This window comes from Acinetobacter sp. TUM15071, assembly GCF_008980925.1.
In the GTDB taxonomy this organism is placed as follows: Bacteria; Pseudomonadota; Gammaproteobacteria; order Pseudomonadales; family Moraxellaceae; genus Acinetobacter; species Acinetobacter dispersus.
The window spans coordinates 164,861-183,790 of the sequence record NZ_BKGB01000004.1; the positions used below are offsets into that span (position 1 = coordinate 164,861).

Annotated in this window: 17 protein-coding genes and 1 tRNA gene; 13 read left to right on the forward strand and 5 right to left on the reverse strand. The window is 41.7% G+C overall.

All coding sequences use genetic code 11. The features are described 5' to 3' along the window. Window positions 1–71 precede the first annotated feature (71 nt). Window positions 72–779, forward strand: a complete 708-nt coding sequence (locus GBI66_RS05560; RefSeq protein ID WP_151715436.1) for a hypothetical protein — start codon at window positions 72–74, stop codon at window positions 777–779. Here GBI66_RS05560 and uvrA read toward each other — a convergent pair. After that, window positions 759–3,590: an excinuclease ABC subunit UvrA gene (gene uvrA / locus GBI66_RS05565; RefSeq protein ID WP_151715437.1), complete on the reverse strand. Its 2,832-nt coding sequence runs from the start codon at window positions 3,588–3,590 to the stop codon at window positions 759–761. The two genes, GBI66_RS05560 and uvrA, sit on opposite strands and share 21 nt — an antisense overlap. A 244-nt stretch (window positions 3,591–3,834) precedes the next feature. On the opposite strand from uvrA, the gene GBI66_RS05570 reads away from it, so the two are divergent. The 4 genes from GBI66_RS05570 (at window position 3,835) to GBI66_RS05585 (ending at window position 6,883) form a co-directional block, all read left to right on the forward strand. Then, complete coding sequence (locus GBI66_RS05570; protein ID WP_005185799.1) at window positions 3,835–4,437, forward strand: TetR/AcrR family transcriptional regulator; 603 nt, start codon at window positions 3,835–3,837, stop codon at window positions 4,435–4,437. Between the two features lie 3 nt (window positions 4,438–4,440). Continuing rightward, window positions 4,441–5,424 carry a zinc-binding dehydrogenase gene (locus GBI66_RS05575; protein ID WP_005185797.1) on the forward strand — a complete coding sequence of 328 codons (984 nt, stop codon included), beginning with the start codon at window positions 4,441–4,443 and terminating at the stop codon, window positions 5,422–5,424. Between the two features lie 64 nt (window positions 5,425–5,488). Then, the gene (locus tag GBI66_RS05580; RefSeq protein ID WP_004803688.1) at window positions 5,489–5,842 is read left to right on the forward strand and encodes a DUF1304 domain-containing protein; all 354 of its coding nucleotides are present in this window, start codon (window positions 5,489–5,491) and stop codon (window positions 5,840–5,842) included. A gap of 306 nt (window positions 5,843–6,148) precedes the next feature. Further along, window positions 6,149–6,883: a hypothetical protein gene (locus GBI66_RS05585; RefSeq protein WP_005185794.1), complete on the forward strand. Its 735-nt coding sequence runs from the start codon at window positions 6,149–6,151 to the stop codon at window positions 6,881–6,883. Between the two features lie 79 nt (window positions 6,884–6,962). On the opposite strand, the gene tenA is transcribed toward GBI66_RS05585, so the two are convergent. After that, window positions 6,963–7,631, reverse strand: a complete 669-nt coding sequence (gene tenA / locus GBI66_RS05590) for a thiaminase II (RefSeq protein ID WP_005185792.1) — start codon at window positions 7,629–7,631, stop codon at window positions 6,963–6,965. A 172-nt stretch (window positions 7,632–7,803) separates the two neighbouring features. Between tenA and GBI66_RS05595 the strand changes: the two genes are divergently transcribed. The 4 genes from GBI66_RS05595 (at window position 7,804) to GBI66_RS05610 (ending at window position 12,883) form a co-directional block, all read left to right on the forward strand. After that, window positions 7,804–8,886, forward strand: a complete 1,083-nt coding sequence (locus GBI66_RS05595; RefSeq protein WP_005185790.1) for a DUF475 domain-containing protein — start codon at window positions 7,804–7,806, stop codon at window positions 8,884–8,886. 158 nt (window positions 8,887–9,044) lie between these two features. Next, complete coding sequence (locus tag GBI66_RS05600) at window positions 9,045–10,406, forward strand: MFS transporter (RefSeq protein WP_005185787.1); 1,362 nt, start codon at window positions 9,045–9,047, stop codon at window positions 10,404–10,406. Between the two features lie 51 nt (window positions 10,407–10,457). After that, window positions 10,458–11,036 (forward strand): single-stranded DNA-binding protein, encoded by a 579-nt coding sequence (gene ssb / locus GBI66_RS05605; RefSeq protein ID WP_151715438.1) that lies wholly within the window; start codon window positions 10,458–10,460, stop codon window positions 11,034–11,036. Between the two features lie 410 nt (window positions 11,037–11,446). Beyond that, complete coding sequence (locus tag GBI66_RS05610; protein WP_005185783.1) at window positions 11,447–12,883, forward strand: amino acid permease; 1,437 nt, start codon at window positions 11,447–11,449, stop codon at window positions 12,881–12,883. Window positions 12,884–13,003: 120 nt separating this feature from the next. Here the strand turns inward: GBI66_RS05610 and GBI66_RS05615 are convergent, their stop codons facing one another. Both GBI66_RS05615 and ycaC read right to left on the reverse strand, forming a co-directional pair. Continuing rightward, complete coding sequence (locus tag GBI66_RS05615) at window positions 13,004–13,930, reverse strand: LysR substrate-binding domain-containing protein (RefSeq protein ID WP_005185781.1); 927 nt, start codon at window positions 13,928–13,930, stop codon at window positions 13,004–13,006. A 69-nt stretch (window positions 13,931–13,999) separates the two neighbouring features. Continuing rightward, complete coding sequence (gene ycaC / locus GBI66_RS05620) at window positions 14,000–14,626, reverse strand: isochorismate family cysteine hydrolase YcaC (protein WP_004657244.1); 627 nt, start codon at window positions 14,624–14,626, stop codon at window positions 14,000–14,002. A 285-nt stretch (window positions 14,627–14,911) separates the two neighbouring features. Between ycaC and GBI66_RS05625 the strand changes: the two genes are divergently transcribed. From GBI66_RS05625 to GBI66_RS05640, 4 genes are all read left to right on the forward strand, one after another. Continuing rightward, entirely contained in the window at window positions 14,912–15,778 is an 867-nt protein-coding gene (locus GBI66_RS05625) for a pirin family protein (RefSeq protein ID WP_005185772.1), read from the forward strand. 432 nt (window positions 15,779–16,210) lie between these two features. Continuing rightward, entirely contained in the window at window positions 16,211–17,509 is a 1,299-nt protein-coding gene (locus tag GBI66_RS05630; RefSeq protein WP_004803715.1) for an FAD-dependent oxidoreductase, read from the forward strand. A gap of 2 nt (window positions 17,510–17,511) precedes the next feature. Then, on the forward strand, window positions 17,512–18,339 hold the full coding sequence (locus GBI66_RS05635) for a cyclopropane-fatty-acyl-phospholipid synthase family protein (protein ID WP_151715439.1): 828 nt from the start codon (window positions 17,512–17,514) through the stop codon (window positions 18,337–18,339). Between the two features lie 7 nt (window positions 18,340–18,346). After that, window positions 18,347–18,769 (forward strand): GFA family protein, encoded by a 423-nt coding sequence (locus tag GBI66_RS05640; RefSeq protein ID WP_151715440.1) that lies wholly within the window; start codon window positions 18,347–18,349, stop codon window positions 18,767–18,769. 9 nt (window positions 18,770–18,778) lie between these two features. On the opposite strand, the gene GBI66_RS05645 is transcribed toward GBI66_RS05640, so the two are convergent. Then, window positions 18,779–18,854 (reverse strand) — tRNA-Thr (locus tag GBI66_RS05645). Window positions 18,855–18,930: the final 76 nt, after the last annotated feature.

Genomic DNA, 18,930 nt, shown 5'->3' on the forward strand with positions numbered 1-18,930 from the left:
TAATTTTTTAGTCATCATATTTAAATTTAGAATTGCTAGCTTAGCAGAATCCGAAATATAAGATTCTGCCTGTGTTAGAAAAAGATCCAAATAAATTATCTCAAGTTATTTATTCGTCTCAGAATTATAAGGACTGGCACAAAATAGCCCAAGCTTCTAAACAATGTGAAGCCGATGATGTTGCCCAAGATGCATTTTTATTTATTATCGAGCATTGGAACGGAGAGTTTAATTTAGCAAATGATGAACATTGGAATGAATTGAAACATAAAATGTGGAATAAATTTGTTCATGGTGCAGATCGGATACTTAAAAATGCTTTTGATTTTGATCAAAGTACTAGAAATGATTTAGATGAAGCAATCAATCCAATCCTTTTGACGATATCTTCCCCTACATCTACTGAACCATTACAGCGAATGTTAGATGCGGAAGATCAGCATATACAACAAAATAAAGAAACACACCAAATCAAGGAGAATAGTTTTTCTATGGCTTTAGCCTATGTCCATTTATTTGAAAGCCTTAAACCTAAATTAATCAAATATACGTATTTAAGTATCGCTGATTATATGAAAATGTCTTATTCATGGTTAAGACAATGTTTAAAACGGGCTGAAAAACTCCAGAAAATACAACATTCTTTGTTCGATAATCTTGAATATGCACCAGTTCAGCATTTAGGGAGTTGGCGTAAATTTAAACTAGAAAAACGAACTCAGGCTAAATTTACACCAACAATTGTGAACCAATTAAATTTATTTCAACAAAGGTTTTAAGAACTTCGCTGTATGTGAAATTTTAGATTTCACCACTTGCTCAGGTGTTCCTTCGGCAATAATTTGACCACCACCCGAACCACCTTCAGGGCCTAGATCAATCACCCAATCCGCGGTCTTGATCACATCTAGATTATGCTCGATCACTACGATGGTATTCCCCTTATTGCGTAGCTCATACAAAATGTCGAGTAACTTGGCAATATCATGGAAATGCAGACCAGTAGTCGGTTCATCCAAGATATATAAGGTTCGACCAGTATCGCGTTTTGCCAACTCACGTGCCAGTTTCACACGTTGTGCTTCACCACCTGAAAGGGTCGTTGCTGCTTGTCCTAAACGGATATAGCCAAGCCCGACTTGGGTCAAAGTATCTAAACGACGATGAATCACAGGAATAGCACTAAAGAACTCAGCGGCATCTTCAACAGTCATTTCCAGTACATCAGAAATGTTTTTACCTTTATAACCGACTTCTAAGGTTTCACGGTTATAACGCTTGCCATGACAGGCATCGCATGGCACATACATATCTGGCAGGAAGTGCATCGCGACCTTGATCATGCCATCGCCTTCACAGGCTTCACAACGTCCACCTTTCACGTTAAACGAGAAACGGCCTGCACTATAACCACGCGCTTTGGCTTCAGGTGTTTGCGCAAACAATTCACGAATCGGGGTGAATAAACCTATATAGGTTGCAGGGTTTGAACGTGGAGTACGACCAATTGGACTTTGGTCAATATCGACCACTTTATCCAAATGCTGTAAGCCATCAATTGAATCAAATTTTTCCGCAGTCAGCGTGGTTGCACCATTCAGTTGAGTCGCAGCTAAAGGCAATAAGGTACGGTTAATCAGCGTTGATTTACCTGAACCTGAAACCCCTGTGACGCAGGTCATGATGCCCAATGGAATAGTCAGATCCACATTCTGTAAGTTATGTCCGCTTGCGCCAGACAACTTGATGACTTCATCTGGACGTGGCGATTGAGTACGCTGTTTCGGCACTTCAATCTTCAATTTACCTGACAGATATTGACCTGTGAGGGAGTCAGGATGATTGGCCAACTCATCATAAGTGCCTTCAGCAATCACAGCACCGCCATGAATACCCGCACCTGGTCCGATATCAATAATATGGTCAGCGGCACGAATTGCATCTTCATCATGCTCAACTACCAATACAGTATTGCCTAGATCACGTAGGCGAATCAGAGTTTGTAATAAGCGATCATTATCACGTTGATGTAGACCAATCGAAGGTTCATCCAGCACATACATTACGCCCATCAAGCCTGCACCAATTTGTGAGGCCAGACGGATACGTTGTGCTTCACCACCTGAAAGGGTTTCAGCCGAACGTGCCAAGCTGAGATAATTCAGGCCAACACTGACTAAAAAGTGTAAACGCTCACGAATCTCTTTAAAGATCTTATCGGCGATTTCACCTTTAGCCCCTTCCAGATTCAGATCTTGATAATAGTTTTCTGCATCACCAATCGACATTTTAGTGATCTGTGCAATGGTCTTGTCTTTGACTCGTACATGACGAGAAATTTCATTGAGACGTGAACCACCGCAAGCATCACATGCTGCATTGGATAAGTATTGCGCTAAATCATCACGTACATAATTCGATTCAGTTTCGCGGTAGCGACGTTCTAAATGCGGCAAAATCCCTTCAAAGGCTTGCACACGGCTGTGTTTACGACCACGTTCATCGATATAGCTCAGATCGATTTTCTCTTTGCCTGAGCCTTGTAAGAATTTTTTCTGGGTGTCTTTATCTAATGTGTTCCACGGTTGATCGAGGTCAATACTGAAATGATCCGCAACTTTTTGCAGCATGGTGTAGTAATAAGGACGTTGTCTGTCCCAACCACGAATTGCACCTTGGCTGATTGAAACTTCAGGATTTGGAATCAGTTTATCTGAACTGAAATGGCTACGTGTGCCTAAACCATCACAAACTGGGCATGCACCGAACGGGTTATTGAATGAGAATAGACGTGGTTCAAGTTCAGCCACGGCACGATCGCATTCAGGGCAAGAATGTTTTGCTGAGAAAACACGTTCAGGATGCTCGCCGTTCATCCATGATAAAACCGCAATATCACCGCCTAGACGTAACGCAGTTTCAAATGATTCTGCGATACGGTTACCGAGATCGTCACGCACTTTAAAACGATCGACCACCACTTCAATGGTGTGTTTTTTCTTTTTGTCCAGCTCGGGTGGGGTATCGATATCAATGATTTCACCATCGACACGCGCACGTACAAAACCCTGACCTTGTAGCTGTTCAAACAACTGGGTGTATTCACCCTTACGCTCACGTACCACAGGAGCGAGCAACATCAATGCCGTACCTTCTTCAAGGCTTTTTACTGCATCAACCATTTCTGAAATGGTTTGTGCCACCATCGGCAGATCATGTTCAGGGCAGTAAGGTGTACCGACACGGGCATAGAGCAAACGTAAATAGTCGTAAATTTCAGTAATTGTACCGACGGTTGAGCGAGGATTGTGGCTGGTTGACTTTTGCTCAATCGCAATCGCAGGGGAGAGACCTTCAATCGAATCGACTTCTGGCTTTTCCATTTGTGACAGGAATTGGCGAGCATAGGCCGAAAGCGATTCGACATAACGACGTTGACCTTCGGCATACAAGGTATCAAAAGCCAATGATGATTTACCAGAGCCAGAAAGTCCCGTAATCACCACAAACTTGTCACGTGGAATATCGAGTGACACATTTTTTAAATTATGGGTACGTGCGCCTCGAATACGGATATGACTTTGACTCATAAATACATCTCAATAAGCTGAATATGAAAACGTGTATATGATAGCGATTTAAAATCGTTCAAGTGGTATAAAAATAATTAAAACGACAAATTGTGACGGTTAATGAACTGGTTCACATTTATCTCACGCTAAGCGCTTAGTATTTTTAGCATTCAATGCCTCAGATTACCATTTAAAAATTGATCACTTATTAAAATACATAATTTACTAGACGACTGGTCTAATATTGATTTATAGTGTGGCTATGAAACGATCAAATAAAAGTGAAGCCACTCGACAGCACATTCTCGATACCAGCTTTGAACTGGTGTTGCGTAAAGGTTTTGTTGGTGTTGGCTTACAAGAAATTCTCAAGACTTGTGATGTCCCGAAAGGGTCGTTCTACCATTATTTTGCTTCTAAAGAGGCATTTGGTTGTGCCTTACTTGAACAGTACATGGCGGATTATAAAATCCGTGTTGAGCGGCTTTGGCAGCAGACCGAACAAAGTGCGTATGCGCGGTTGATGGCGTTATGGCAGGCGTGGATTGATGACCCTGTTCATGGTAGTTGGGCAGAGAATTGTCTGATTGTGAAATTGGCCGCAGAGGTTTCGGATTTATCTGAAGACATGCGCCAAATTCTCAACTTAGGTGTGCATCGATTGACACAACGCGTGGCGTTGTTACTGCAAGAAGGGCAACAGCAAGGTTCGATTCCTGCCCATCTTGACCCACTCAAAACAGCCCAAGTGATGTATCAACTGTGGCTAGGTGCCGCCTTGATGACCAAGTTGGCTCAAGATAAAGCACCCTTACATTTAGCCTTAGAAACCACTCAACAACTGCTCCAACCGATTAAGGAATAAAACATGCAAAGTATTATCCATCACAGTTTTGGTGAACCCGTCGATGTGTTGCAGTTGGGTGATATGCCTCAGCCTGAGCCGAAAGCAGGTGAAGTTCGTATTAAAACCATCATGTCTCCAATCCATAATCATGATGTTTGGACCGTACGTGGTAGCTATGGTTATAAGCCAACTTTACCTGCAATTGGTGGCAGCGAAGCGGTGGGTATCGTCGATGCAGTAGGTGACGGTGTTGATGCAAGTAAATTAGGACAGCGCGTTGCGGTCGCAGGGGTACATGGCAGTTGGGCAGAATATTTTATCGCACCAGCAGCAAGTATCATTCCTTTAAATGATGCGATTGATGACCAGACCGCAGCACAACTGATCGGGATGCCGATCAGTGCCTTAATGTTACTCGATTTTGTCAATGTACAAGCAGGTCAATGGCTGATTCAAAATACGGCAAATGGCGCGGTAGGAAAAACGGTTGCCATGATTGCCCAAGCGCGCGGACTACAAGTGATTAATTTGGTTCGTCGTAGTGATGCGATTGCGGAAATGCAGGCCTTGGGGATTCAGCATGTGGTTGCGACGGATCAACCAGATTGGAAACAACAGGTAAAAGCCATACATGCGGATCAGCCATTAATTGCTGGGGTTGATTCAATTGGCGGCAGTGCCAGCGGGGAAATGTTGAATCTGCTCAGCGAAAATAGTCTGTTGGTTTCATTTGGTAGCATGACTGGCGAGACCATGCAGATCTCATCGGGTGATCTGATTTTTAAACAAGCCACGGTTAAGGGTTTCTGGGCCAGTGTGGTCAATAAAGAAATGCCAGCAGAGCGTAAAAAGGCTTTGTTTGTGGAACTAATTACATTGGCAACTCAGAAAAAACTGGTTCTACCTGTTGAAGGGATTTTTGGTTTCGATCAGATTGAAGCAGCGGCATTGAAAGCAACTCAAGGCGCGCGTCAAGGTAAAGTGTTGTTAAAGCCATCACTGTAAAATACTGGGTCAGTTTTGCGACTGATCCAATCAAATTCAAACACAATAAAAAGGAAAAAATCGTATGTTAGGACAAGTACTGATCGGTTTGATTGCAGTATTGCATGTTTATATTTTGGTGCTGGAAATGTTTTTATGGGATAAGCCCTATGGTTTAAAGGCCTTTGGTAATAGTCTGGAAAAAGCACAACTGACCAAAGTGTTGGCACAAAATCAGGGGCTGTATAATGGTTTTCTTGCAGCGGGTCTATTCTGGTCATTATTAGCACCTGCAACATATGCTATTGCGATTGCCAATTTCTTTTTGGGCTGTGTATTGATTGCAGGGATTTACGGTGGACTCACTGCGAGTAAAAAGATTATCTATATTCAGGCTGTGCCTGCATTGATTGCTTTAATCGTGGTGAATGTTTTTTAAGCGAGCAATAAAAGTAGGCATTTAATCTGATTTATGCTTTAATGCGCTCAGTTTGAGATGAGCCTCATACAGTATATCGGACGATACGATATACGACTAAGCCCCTATATGGGGCTTTTTTATGTCTCAAGGAAAATCTCTTGTGCTGCCCACATCTTGATAGAGAGCAAGACTGGGAATTATGGATAAAGGACTGCCACAAGTTGCCATTTTTGGTCATCATGTGTGAATAAAATCAAAAAACATCTTCTGGAATTTAAAATAAATAGATTAAAATTAATAAGATAAAGAAAATGAGCAATAATAATGTTAAGAAAAATCATGTTATTCGGATGTGGATTGTTTTTTTGTTTTGGGGTGGCAGCACAAGAGACAAAAATTCTTGGATTTGATCAGGTTTTTAATTTAAATCATGATGAGCTTTATGAATTAGAGCTGCAAAATCTAAATCCAAGCTCTCAATTGTGGACTGCTTTTTATTTAATTGGTGTTCCAAAATCTGCAGCAATGAATACAAAAGCTGATTTTGTGATTAGTGGTGAGGGCGTTATTAATAAAGATCATCCTGCTAATCCAACAGAGGTTGTAAGTTTAGTCGCCAATAATTTACCAGCACGACAAAACTATTCTTTTAAAGAGTTTGATGATTTGGTTGAAGAAATCGAAGATCAAACGGGAAAGAAAATACAAGACCCAGTATTGGGTGACGCGAGTAATGTTCGTGTTTATGGTCAGATTATTGATTGGATTCCTGAATATAATTTACAAAAGCCCGCTAAAATTAGTTTTGGCATAGCAAACCAGCAAGATTTTGAAATCAAGGCTGCTTATTTGGTGATAGGGGAAGGGAAAAAAACACCACAAATAATAGCACTGAATATTCATCAAAAAATGGATGCTGAACAAGTGCAGAATTTTTTCCAAGAGAAAAGTCGTAGCCATGAATTGAGTTTTGCCCGTTTCGAGGCTAAGTTTCTTATTTTTTTAGTGATTATCGCGGCAACCATTTTTCTTAATTGGGGGAAATGGCGTAGGAATTAAATATTTGAATCAGCTTTTATGTGTGATGTAAAAGGAGGGCTTTTCCCTCCTTTTTTACATGCGAATGGATCAGGATAATTTAATCCAAGCCTAACCATTGGCGTTGCTGATAAGCGCTGTCCCAGAACAACCATTCCAGTTTTGCACCCATGGTATAAGCCGCATGCATTTTCGCTAAAGTATCTGCATCACAACGAGCAGCGACTTTATCAACCGTCGCAATCACGTTACGCACCGCGGTATTAAACTCTTCCCCTGCATAGGTGTCGATCCATGCTTGGTAAGGATTGTTGGCAACCGATTGACTGACGATGTCTTTACCCACTTCGGCATAAATCCAGAAACATGGCAGTAATGCTGCCAGAATGACAGGGTAGCTTTCAGACCAAGCAGTTGCTGTCAGAAAAGAGGTGTAATGATGGCAGGCAAGCGTGAGCGGTGTACTTTCAAACTCAGTTTTGCTGATCTCAAATTCCTGCATAAAGTCACTGTGTAAACTGCGTTCCACAATAATGGCAATTTTAGCCGCCTCAGAAAATTGAATCACATCATCAGCTTCATAAGCTTTTGCCGCAGCCACAGCAAGGGCGCGACCATAAGCCAATAAGTAATGTGCATCTTGAATCACATAATGACAAAAGGCTTCACGGTCTAATGAACCTGCTGCAAGTTCTTGATTAAACGGGAGTGCTAATATTTTTTGATATAAATCTTGATTACGTTGCCAAACATCTTGAGAAAACGTCATGGATTAAACCTATTAAAGCAAGCCGAAAAGAAATCTGTCAGCACTATAACAGAGTCTTGCAGTGATAATTTTTTCTTCAAAATAAGTGCAACAATCTTTTGTCTATTTCAACTAAAACTCGCCTACAATAGACGCATTTTTATAACCCTACGATTTGAATAAAAGGTTGCTCATGAAGCATTTCCGTTTCTCAATATTTTTTACGGTAGTGTGCTTAGCACTATCTGCCTACTGGGGCTATACGCATGGTCCTGAAGCAGGCGTAGCAACCATGCTGAAAGCATTGACGATTACAGCAATTTTAGCAGTGATGGAAGTTTCTTTATCATTTGATAATGCGGTTGTAAATGCGTCGGTACTACGTGGTTGGGATCATTTCTGGAAGATGATCTTCTTAACGGTTGGTATCTTGATAGCCGTATTTGGCATGCGTTTAATCTTCCCTGTGGTGATTGTGGCTGTGACCGCGGATATGGGCATGATTGAAGTGGCTAAATTGGCACTGAATGATCCGAAAACCTATTCAGAGCGGTTAATGGCACATCATGCTGAAATTGCAGCATTTGGTGGTACCTTCTTATTATTGGTATTCCTGAACTTCTTCTTTGATGATGGTAAAGAAACCCATTGGTTTAAATGGTTAGAAGCGAAACTGGCGCATTTGGCTAGCGTGCCTGCAATGTCTGTTTTCCTTGCCTTAATTGCGATGATTATTATGGCTGCAAACGTGGAAGAATCGGCACGTTTGGCGGTGACCATGGCGGGTATCTGGGGCATCGTGGTGTATATCGGTGTACAAGTGCTGAGTCATTTATTGGGTGGTGAACCTGAGGTTGATGAGAATGGCAATGCAGTGACCCATGATTCAAATGGTGCAGCTACAGGCGTGGTGAAAGCAGGTTTCGGTGGTTTCCTTTACCTTGAAGTACTTGATGCATCGTTCAGTTTTGATGGTGTGATTGGTGCATTTGCAATTACCAGCGATGTGGTCATTATCATGCTGGGTCTAGCAATTGGTGCGATCTTCGTTCGTTCGATGACCATTTATTTGGTTGAGAAAGGCACTTTGGATGCCTATATCTTCTTGGAACATGGTGCGCATTATGCGATTGGTGCCTTAGCATTCATCATGATTGCCAGCGGTACTGGCTTACATGTACCTGAAATCGTGACGGGTCTGATCGGTGTGGCCTTTATTGTTTGGGCAGTCATCGCCTCGATCCAATATAGTAAGCGCGAACAACAAGCCTCTTAAGCTTGTTTTCAGCTTGGTCAGCTATTGTAAATAGAGGAGCGAATATCGCTCCTTTATTTTTTCTCCGAAGAAAGATTGTGTTTTTCATGATCTAACTTACAACCTTTGCAGGCGAATGGCTTATAATTCGCTGAGCCAGTTATAGTGTCTTATCAACAATGAATGCTTTAGAACGCCGTTCAACCTTTGCTTTAAGTAGCATTTTTGCCTTGCGCATGTTGGGCTTGTTCATGATTATTCCTGTGTTTTCAGTCGCAGGGCAATCCTATCAATACGCGACGCCAGCCTTAATTGGTCTTGCGGTTGGGGTATATGGCTTAACCCAAGCAATTTTACAGATTCCGTTTAGCTTATTGGCTGACCGGTTTAGTCGTAAGCCTTTAGTGGTTTTGGGTTTATTGTTATTTGCAATTGGTGGTGCAATCGCAGGTTTATCTGACACGATTTATGGCGTGATTATTGGTCGGGCGATTGCAGGCGCAGGTGCGGTATCGGCTGTGGTCATGGCTTTACTGGCCGATGTGACCCGTGAAGAACAGCGGACCAAAGCCATGGCCGCAATGGGCATGAGTATTGGTTTGTCTTTTGTAGTGGCCTTTAGCTTAGGGCCGTGGCTGACTAGCTTGGTGGGCATTTCAGGTCTATTCTTTGTGACCACGATTATGGGTTTGGCTGCAATTGCAATGCTCTTGCTGGTCCCTAAAGTCACGCGACACCATCGCAACTATCAGCAAGGTTATCTGAATCAGCTCAAACAAGTCATCCAAATGGGCGAGTTAAATCGTCTGCATGTCTCTGTCTTTGCACTGCATTTATTGCTGACTGCGATGTTTATTTATGTGCCTTCACAGCTCATTGAATATGCAGGAATTCCATTGGCAAAGCATGGTTTAGTCTATTTACCCTTATTGGTAATCAGCCTGTTTTTTGCTTTTCCAAGCATTATCATCGCGGAAAAATATCGCAAAATGCGCGGCATTTTTCTTACTGCAATTGCAGGGATTATCGGTGGCCTACTGATCCTGATTTTTGGCTATGAATCAAAATATGTTTTATTAACTGGATTAGGCCTGTTCTTTATTGCATTTAACGTGATGGAAGCATTATTGCCATCATGGTTGTCTAAGGCCGCGCCGATCCAGTCAAAAGCGACTGCGATGGGGGTGAATGCCAGTAGCCAGTTCCTCGGCGCTTTCTTTGGCGGGACCTTGGGTGGGCAGCTTTTGATGTTACAGAATACTGCGCTCGGGTGGAGTGTGCTTACGGGGATTGCTATAATATGGCTGCTAATTAGTTTTGGTCTGGCTCAGCCGAGATATTTATCTTCCATTGTGTTGCCTTTACCTCAAGCAATACAAACAGATGAATGGACTTCAAAACTGTTGGCGATTCGTGGTATTGAAGAAGTCGTGGTGATGCCAGAACAGCAAGTTGCGTATATTAAAGTCGATAAACAGAGCATTGATGATGCCGGGCGACAAGATTTAACGCACTTGATTGGCAAAGAGGTAGCCATTTAATCATAACTCTTATAAAGTAAAACGTAGAAATATATAGGATGAAGACAGCTAATGCGTGGTGTGAATAAAGTTATTTTAGTAGGTACTTTAGGTAAAGATCCGGAAACAAAAACTTTTCCAAATGGTGGATCATTAACTCAATTCTCGATTGCGACAAGTGAATCGTGGATGGACAAAAGTACAGGTGAGCGTAAAGAGCAAACAGAATGGCACCGTATCGTGTTACATAACCGTTTAGGTGAAATTGCGCAGCAATATCTGCGTAAAGGTTCAAAAGTGTATATCGAAGGTTCATTGCGTACCCGCCAATGGACAGACCAAAATGGTCAAGAGCGTTACAGCACTGAAATTCGTGGTGATCAAATGCAAATGCTCGATAGCCGTCAACAAGGCGAGCAGAGCGGTGGTGACTTTAACCAACCTCGTTTTAATAACAATAATAACCAAGGTGGCGGTTACCAAAATACAGGCTATAACAATAACAACAATCAAGGTGGTTATGGTCAAGGCGGTGGTAACCAAGGCAATTATGCGGGTAGCCCTCAAGCAGGTAATGGTTTTAATACACCAAAAGCTGCACCACAACCGGCTGCAGCACCTGCGGATTTAGATGACGATTTACCGTTCTAAGCCAAAGCAAAGAACAAAAGCGAGGATAACTTAGGTTATACCTCGCTTTTTTATTGAATAATTTTTACAGCCATAACAATAGAAGTACGCTCTTTTTTATATAACTTCAATATTTTTATTCTTAACAAACAAGTTGAAAACACCTCTGAAAAGCTGTCTCTAAGCTCTCTTCTTTGTACCCCAATTCTGAAATTGGCTCTTATTTTTATTATAAAAGTGGCTCTTGTTTGTTTACTGCTGAAACGACAGATTAAGTGTATTGAACGTATGCATACGGAAGTGTCGGTTTAGTCATATAAAGATCCATGAATGGATGATGAACAAAACGACTAAATTTTTAGAGAGTATTTTTTATTTCAGAGTGCATTGCTCTGAAGTATGAGTATTCCCCATATGTTAAGGAAAATAATATGGCAGTACAGCCTGATTGTTCTGAGCCTAATCGAGCCCAGGGTTTACAAAGTGGATTGAAGTCTCGCCATTTGACCATGATTTCCATTGCTGGAGTGATTGGTGGTGCACTGTTTGTTGGTTCTGGTAATGTGATTTATTCAGCTGGCCCAGCGGTAATATTGGCTTATGCACTAGGCGGTTTGTTAGTTCTTTTTATTATGCGTATGCTGGCTGAAATGGCCGTACTTAATCCAGATAGTGGTTCATTTTCAACCTACGCAGATCGGGCGATTGGCCGTTGGGCTGGTTTTTCAATCGGCTGGCTGTATTGGTGTTTCTGGACGCTGCTCATGGGTTGGGAGGCTTATGTCGCAGGTAAAATCCTACATAGCTGGTTTCCTTTTATTCCCATTTGGGGATATATGTTGCTTGTGATCGTGTCTCTGATCTGGGTGAATCTAAAAGATGTCAAAAGCTATGGTGAGTTTGAGTTCTGGTTTGCCTTAATTAAAGTCGTGGCGATTATCATATTTTTAGTGATTGGTAGTTTAGCTATTCTGCACTTATGGCCATGGGGAGATATTTCTCAGACTCATTCGGGGAACCTCTTATTTCAAAAAGAATTTATGCCCAATGGTATTGCACCCGTGATTACAGCTTTGTTAGGTGTGATGTTTGCCTATGTTGGTGCCGAAATTGTAACCGTCGCTGCTGCGGAATCAAAGAGCCCTGAAAAAGAGATTCGAAAGGCTTCTAATTCGGTGGTTTGGCGTATTTTATTGTTCTATGTGGGATCAATGCTGATTACAGTCTGTTTAATTCCACATGACAATCCTTTACTCAAAGATCCGACTTGGGGGACCTATAGTGTCACACTGACTGCGCTTGGGATTCCTGAAGCACGTCATATTGTGAATTTTGTTGTACTCACATCTGTATGTAGTTGTTTTAACTCAGCACTTTATACCTGTTCCCGTATGCTATTTTCACTTTCCAAGCGTGGTGATGCCCCAAAATGTTTAGCTTTGACTAATCGTCAAGGTAGTCCATGGATTGGTGTTTTATTTTCCAGCCTATTCGCACTCGTTGCTGTGTATTTAACCGCTACAGAAAGTATGAATGTCTATGATGTTTTAATGATGGCAACAGGAACGGTCGCTTTGTATGTGTATTTGGCAATTGCATTTTCTCAATTACGGATGCGGAAAAAATACGAACGTGAAGGTAAACATATCGACTTTAAAATGTGGTTTTTCCCATGGATTACCTATGCCGTGATTTTCGTTATTATTGGATCATTGGGGGTAATGTTGGTCGAAGGGACTTATTTTAAAGAAGTAACCTATACCTCAATGCTAGCGTTGTCGATTGTATTGCTTGGATTTTTTGTTCAGAAATTGAGCAGGAGCAAAGTCGAGAAAAATGCCCTGCTGCAAGAAAACCAGTCGATCTAAAAGTACATAAGTAAAAAGCCTCTAGATAGAGGCTTTTTTATTGCAAGCAGCATTTTAATTTCTGGTGCAAAAATTTGCTGAGCTAAAACAGCAGAGCTCAGTTTTATACTAAAAACTGCACTATAAAGAATAACCACTGTCAGTTTTTGCCAATTCTCGCAGGCCTTCCATGAGGGTTTCGATCAGCTTTTCTACCACCAAGCGTTGACCCTTGCGTGAAGCATAGACCAACTGAACTGTACCGCGATTAGATTTCCATTCGGGTAACAAATGAATCAATTTACCTTTCTGAATATCAGCTTGAACGGTGAGATAAGGCAGATCAGCAATGCCCAAACCATCATTGACCGCATAATAGACCCCAGCCAAATCATTACTTTTCACTCGTGGCTGATAAGGTACATCGACGCTTTCATCACTATCAACCTGGCATAAGTGCCAATAATATTGATGCTTTTGAATGCCCAAGGCCACACTCGGATAGTGCTGTAAGTCTGAGTAATGAGTAATGCTTTTACCTTGCAGTAATTCGGGTGCAGCGACCAGACAATGTTCGGTTCGAATCACATCGCGGACGATTAAACTGGAATCCTGATTGGGTTCAAAACTGGTTCGGATCGCAATATCAATGTCATCGTGAAGCACATCGACGCGGCGGCTGGTCAGTTCTAAAGAGATTTCAACTTTGGGGTAGGTTTTTAAAAATTGATTGAGTAATTTACGAATCTGAAAATGCATCATCAAGGGCGGGCAACTGATCTTGACCATGCCTTGTGGCTCATTTTTCTGCTTGAGCAAGACATTCTCGGCACACTCGACTTGTGCAATCACTTTGCAGCATTCTTCATAAAACTCTTGGCCTAAATCCGTGACTTTAAAATGACGGGTAGTGCGTTGAATCAAGCTGACATTAAATTTATGTTCAAGTTCAATGATGCGACGGCTGAGCTTGGATTTGCTGATATTTTCAGCTTCGCTGGCTGCGCTAAATCCGCCGTGTTTCACCACCAAATAGAAATAATGGAAGTCATCAAATGAGTTGATCAAGGCAAAGCGAATCCGATAAATATGACAAGATTAGGATAGCATTAACTCTCCTAATCTTGATATGACGGGTTATTTTTCTGCAGTATTGGTGAAATAGCTGGTCATCAAGTTGCGATAATCAGGAATATGATTCGAGAATAAAGCGCCTAAGCCTTCGATATCATTGCGCCAATCACGGTGCAGTTCACAGGCCATACCAAACCAGGTCATCAGCTGTGCGCCTGCTTGTGACATACGATCCCATGCTGCATCGCGAGTGAGCGCATTAAAGGTTCCTGAAGCATCGGTAATCACAAATACTTCAAAATCTTCTGCCAGTGCAGATAAGGCTGGGAATGCGACACAGACTTCCGTGACCACACCGGCAATAATCAATTGTTTTTTACCAGTTGCTTTCACCGCTTTGACAAAGTCTTCATTGTCCCAAGCATTGATTTGGCCTGGACGAGCAATATAAGGGGCATCTGGGAACAGTTCTTTCAGTTCAGGGACCAGTGGACCGTTTGGGCCATTTTCAAAGCTGGTGGTGAGAATTGTCGGTAAGTTGAAGTATTTTGCGGCATCTGCCAATGCCAAGACATTGTTTTTGAATTTATCTGGATCAATATCCCGAACCAATGAAAGTAGGCCAGCTTGGTGATCGACCAAAAGTACGGCTGCGTTGTCTTTGTCTAGGCGAATATAGTCTTTAGCCATTGTTGTATCCTCATGTTTTTGTAAAAAGAACACGGAAAAGAAAGTGAATTTCCGTACTGCTTGAAATTATGCTAGTTAAATTTTTCATGTAGATGAAGCGCAAAAAATGAGATAAACAATATCAAAAATAGGATGATTGATAATGTTTAGGGATTAATTAGCTTTTTAATTTTTAATTGTCCTATATGTAGAATAATGTGTTGCCATTCTGAGGCTATAAGCACACCGGCTTGAGGCGTAAAATAGATCCCAAGAACAGAACTTCTACTCTATAGGAGAAACCAAATGAAAAGAATTCTGGGTGTGTATCAGAACAAACACATGCACTGGGTCGGTGATGGTTTCCCAGTTTATAACTTGTTTTCCTATGACCGTTTAGGCCAAAGCCTCAGCCCATTCCTGTTATTGGACTATGCAGCACCGTATCGTTTTGATCCAACCACAGCACAGCATGGTGTAGGTTCACATCCTCATCGTGGCTTTGAGACCGTCACCATTGCCTATAAAGGTGAAGTAACGCATAAAGACTCAAGTGGTGGTGGTGGAACGATCAAAGCAGGTGATGTGCAATGGATGACTGCTGGCGGTGGTATTTTACATCAAGAGTTCCATTCCCCTGAGTTCGCCCATCAAGGTGGTTTGTTTGAAATGGTTCAGTTGTGGGTCAATTTGCCAGCGCATTCAAAAATGACGCCAGCAAAATACCAAGCCATTGAAGCAGATCAAATTCAGCATATTGCACTGGATGATGCAGGTAGTGAAATGCGTATTATTGCGGGTCAATACCAAGATACTACAGGTGCTGCGACGACGTTTAGCCCAGTCAATGTTTGGGATGGTACGATTGTACAAGGTCAAGAACATACCTTTTATGCAACTGAAGGTCATACTGCATTATTAGTATTGCTCTCAGGGCAGATGATCTTAAATGAAAGCCAAAGCATAGAGGCACCAAGTTTGGTGGTGCTGAGCCGTGAAGAAATCGACTTTAGCATCAAGGCCGAACAAGACAGTAAATTCTTGATTTTGACTGGTCAGCCACTGAATGAACCGATTGAAGGCTATGGACCTTTTGTCATGAATAGCAAAGCAGAAATCGTTGAAGCAGTTCGTGATTTCAATAGTGGTAAATTTGGTTCGATGGAAGCTTAATTGTAAATTAAATCAGTTGCTTATATAAGAAAGCCTATCACTCCTTTAGAGTGATAGGCTTTCGCTGTAAGGGTCCTCTATTGATTTTTTTAATATTATGTCACTTATAATTATTCAGCTTGTTATGTGACTTTGTTCTCGTTATTGTTTAATAAAAATAGCACTAATATTGGGCTTTGCAAAGGCTATAAAGCTTTGAAAATGAAAAAATATAGAATGTTCTGTATGTTTTTGTGTCCTAAAGTGTAATAAATTTAACTTTTTCATCATGTTAAGGTCGAAATGCAAATTGTGATAAAATGTAACAAGAATCCAACAACGATATTACGACAAAAGTCTGGCAGAAGCCTTCAATCTGGTATTTTTTAATACCGCGTTTCGCTTAACTATCGGTCATAATCAAGAAAAATCATCAACTGATGGGACATAATTTTGGATATTGCAATTATTGGCAGTGGAATGGCAGGACTTGCCTCAGCCAGAATCCTACATGATGCAGGGCATAAGGTCACGATATTCGAAGCACTCGCAGGGCGAGGCATGGATAGTCATAGTATTGATTTTGATGGTGGTATTATTGATGCCCCGCTACGCGTAATGAATCCAAAGCTTTGGCAAAATACGCTCAGTTTGGCAAGCTACTTGGGCATAGAAACTTTCCCTGTCCGTACTTTTATGGCTTGCAGTTGGTTGTTTGAAGATAAAACTGATACATGGTTGACGACGTCGCGCAGCCGAATTGGCAATTTCCCGATTATTAATAACCGCAAAGGTATTCAGCAATATGGCTGGCGCTTGGTCAAAGGCATGTTGCAGCTGAAAACAGCGGTGCATCAATTTTTTAAATCAGATAATCAGGACATCACACTAGCTGAATTCATGAATCAATATCATATTGAGGAAGTGTTCTGGCATGGTACCGTGATGCCAGTGCTGTATACCATTTGTACTTGCCATCCTAAAACCATTGGGGAATGGCCAGCCAAACCTTTATTGGAATTTATTCGTCAGTTGACGGAAGGTGAAGCCTTATTACGAATGAAAGGTGGAACGCCTGCACTGGTTAATCGCTTGATTGAAGGCATTGAAATTCATAGTGGTTCGCCTGTTCAAAAAGTTGAAGAGCAGGGCGAAAAAGTTCTGGTGGAAAATGCACAGGGTGAAAGCCAATTATTTGACCGCGTGGTGATTGCGACACCAACCCCAGTGATTGAAGATTTCCTCAAGCAGCCACAATTTGCCGATGATATTGCCTTACTGAAAAAATTCCGCTTTGAACAAGGTGATTTGGTGATTCATACCGATCCAATCGTGATGCCACAACGCCGTAAAGATTGGGCGGTATTGAGTTATATGATGGATCGTAAATTTACCCGTCAGCAATTTACCGTGTGGATCAATGCGATTGAACCAAGCTTGGTTGGTAAAAATGCCGTGTTCCAGACGTGGTGTCCAGTGATTGATATCGATCCGAAGAAAATCATTTCTAAAGTCAAACTTACCCGTGCGGTGGTCGATTCAGAAACGGTCGCTCTGAATAAACAAATTCAGCAACGTCATTTGGATTTAAACCGTAAAGTATTCTATTGCGGTTCATGGTCGTGTGATGGTTTGCCGATCTTGGAATCTGCTGTGACCTCTGCGATGCATATTTCTGAAATCTTAGGTGCCGCCGTTCCATTTGTTGGATTAAAACCAAAAGTCAAAGTTGCGCCTGAACTCGGTTATTAAGCATGGCCACCTTCAAGCAAGCGTTGATCGAAAAAGTCATAGGGCATAAATATGCGATTGATGCCAAACGGCTCGGTGATGATGCATGGCTTGCTTGGAGTAATTTAGGTTTTTGGCAAGGCCAACATCATTGTTATCCACAGGCCTGCCAAAGTCTGGCCGATCAAATTGCACAATCGATTCAACTGAAATCCACAGATCATGTTTTAGATCTAGGCTGTGGACAAGGTGCCAGTTTGTTGCACTGGACCCAGCATTATCACATTCAACAACTCAGTGCAGTTGAGTTGCAGCCTGATTGTGTCAAACGAATTCAAAAACAATTACCGCAGGTTCAAATTCATTGTGGATCTTTTTTGAATTTAAAAGCACTGCAACTTTTGAATTCATGTGATGTGGTGCTGTGTATAGATGCGGCTTATCACAGTGATTTGAATTCATTTCTCTATTCAGCATCTTCAGTTTTGAATTCAAAAGGTCGGATCGCGTTTCACACCCTGATGTGGTCGGAAAATTGGCTACAGTGTTCTGCGCTACAAAAACAAAAATATCGCTATCTGTTAAAAAGTGCCGATGTGAATTGGCAGCATGTGATGGATCAGCAGCAGCTAGGGCAGACTTTAGCGCAGCATGGTTTTACTGATATTCAAATTCAGGATTTTTCTGAGCCGGTGTTGAATGGTTTTGCTGAATATATCGAAACACGGAAAATTGAAAAATCAGCATTTGATTTGGCTCAACTCAAAATAAACATGACTGCCAAGTTGTGCCGAAAACTCTACCAAGATGGATTAGTACGTTATATTCAAATCAGTGCAGTAAAAAAGTGAGAACAAGATGCCAAATGAATATAAAGGTTCATGCCTGTGTGGGGCAGTGAGCTATCAGGCGCAGGTTGCGCCACGTTATCGTTTTAATTGTCATTGTCGTGATTGTCAGAAGGCTACAGGCAGTGCTTATGCACCGATAGCTTTCTTTCATCAATCTGAACTGAAAATTAATGGCGAATTAAAATATTTTGAGTCTTTGGGATTATCTGGCAAGCCAATCCGCCGTGCATTTTGCCCAAACTGTGGTTCACAAATGTTTGGTCTACCAGAACTCGTACCTGAGATGATTTCGATCCGTGCAGGAACATTGGATGATCCAAATCTGTATCAACCGCAAGCAGAATGTTTTGTGAGTCATGCAAATGAATGGGATTTATTAAATCCGAATATTTCGCATTTTGAGAAAATGATGGGGAAGAAACGAGAGTAAAGCGAGAAATGGTGCCGGCACACGGATTCGAACTGTGGACCTACTGATTACAAGTCAGTTGCTCTACCAACTGAGCTATGCCGGCAACGTGGCGAGAATTCTACAGAATCTGTTTAAAAAAACAAGCGAAAAAATGAGCAATCAGATAAATTTAATTGGAT

What these genes read in the sequence shown, in the direction of transcription:
- uvrA (WP_151715437.1), bottom strand. Translation starts at nt 3,590, where the DNA reads ATGAGTCAAAGTCATATCCGTATTCGAGGCGCACGTACCCATAATTTA.
- GBI66_RS05585 (WP_005185794.1), top strand. Translation starts at nt 6,149, where the DNA reads ATGTTAAGAAAAATCATGTTATTCGGATGTGGATTGTTTTTTTGTTTT.
- ycaC (WP_004657244.1), bottom strand. Translation starts at nt 14,626, where the DNA reads ATGGCTAAAGACTATATTCGCCTAGACAAAGACAACGCAGCCGTACTT.
- GBI66_RS05580 (WP_004803688.1), top strand. Translation starts at nt 5,489, where the DNA reads ATGTTAGGACAAGTACTGATCGGTTTGATTGCAGTATTGCATGTTTAT.
- GBI66_RS05575 (WP_005185797.1), top strand. Translation starts at nt 4,441, where the DNA reads ATGCAAAGTATTATCCATCACAGTTTTGGTGAACCCGTCGATGTGTTG.
- GBI66_RS05640 (WP_151715440.1), top strand. Translation starts at nt 18,347, where the DNA reads ATGCCAAATGAATATAAAGGTTCATGCCTGTGTGGGGCAGTGAGCTAT.
- GBI66_RS05595 (WP_005185790.1), top strand. Translation starts at nt 7,804, where the DNA reads ATGAAGCATTTCCGTTTCTCAATATTTTTTACGGTAGTGTGCTTAGCA.
- ssb (WP_151715438.1), top strand. Translation starts at nt 10,458, where the DNA reads ATGCGTGGTGTGAATAAAGTTATTTTAGTAGGTACTTTAGGTAAAGAT.
- tenA (WP_005185792.1), bottom strand. Translation starts at nt 7,631, where the DNA reads ATGACGTTTTCTCAAGATGTTTGGCAACGTAATCAAGATTTATATCAA.
- GBI66_RS05610 (WP_005185783.1), top strand. Translation starts at nt 11,447, where the DNA reads ATGGCAGTACAGCCTGATTGTTCTGAGCCTAATCGAGCCCAGGGTTTA.
- GBI66_RS05600 (WP_005185787.1), top strand. Translation starts at nt 9,045, where the DNA reads ATGAATGCTTTAGAACGCCGTTCAACCTTTGCTTTAAGTAGCATTTTT.
- GBI66_RS05570 (WP_005185799.1), top strand. Translation starts at nt 3,835, where the DNA reads ATGAAACGATCAAATAAAAGTGAAGCCACTCGACAGCACATTCTCGAT.
- GBI66_RS05635 (WP_151715439.1), top strand. Translation starts at nt 17,512, where the DNA reads ATGGCCACCTTCAAGCAAGCGTTGATCGAAAAAGTCATAGGGCATAAA.
- GBI66_RS05625 (WP_005185772.1), top strand. Translation starts at nt 14,912, where the DNA reads ATGAAAAGAATTCTGGGTGTGTATCAGAACAAACACATGCACTGGGTC.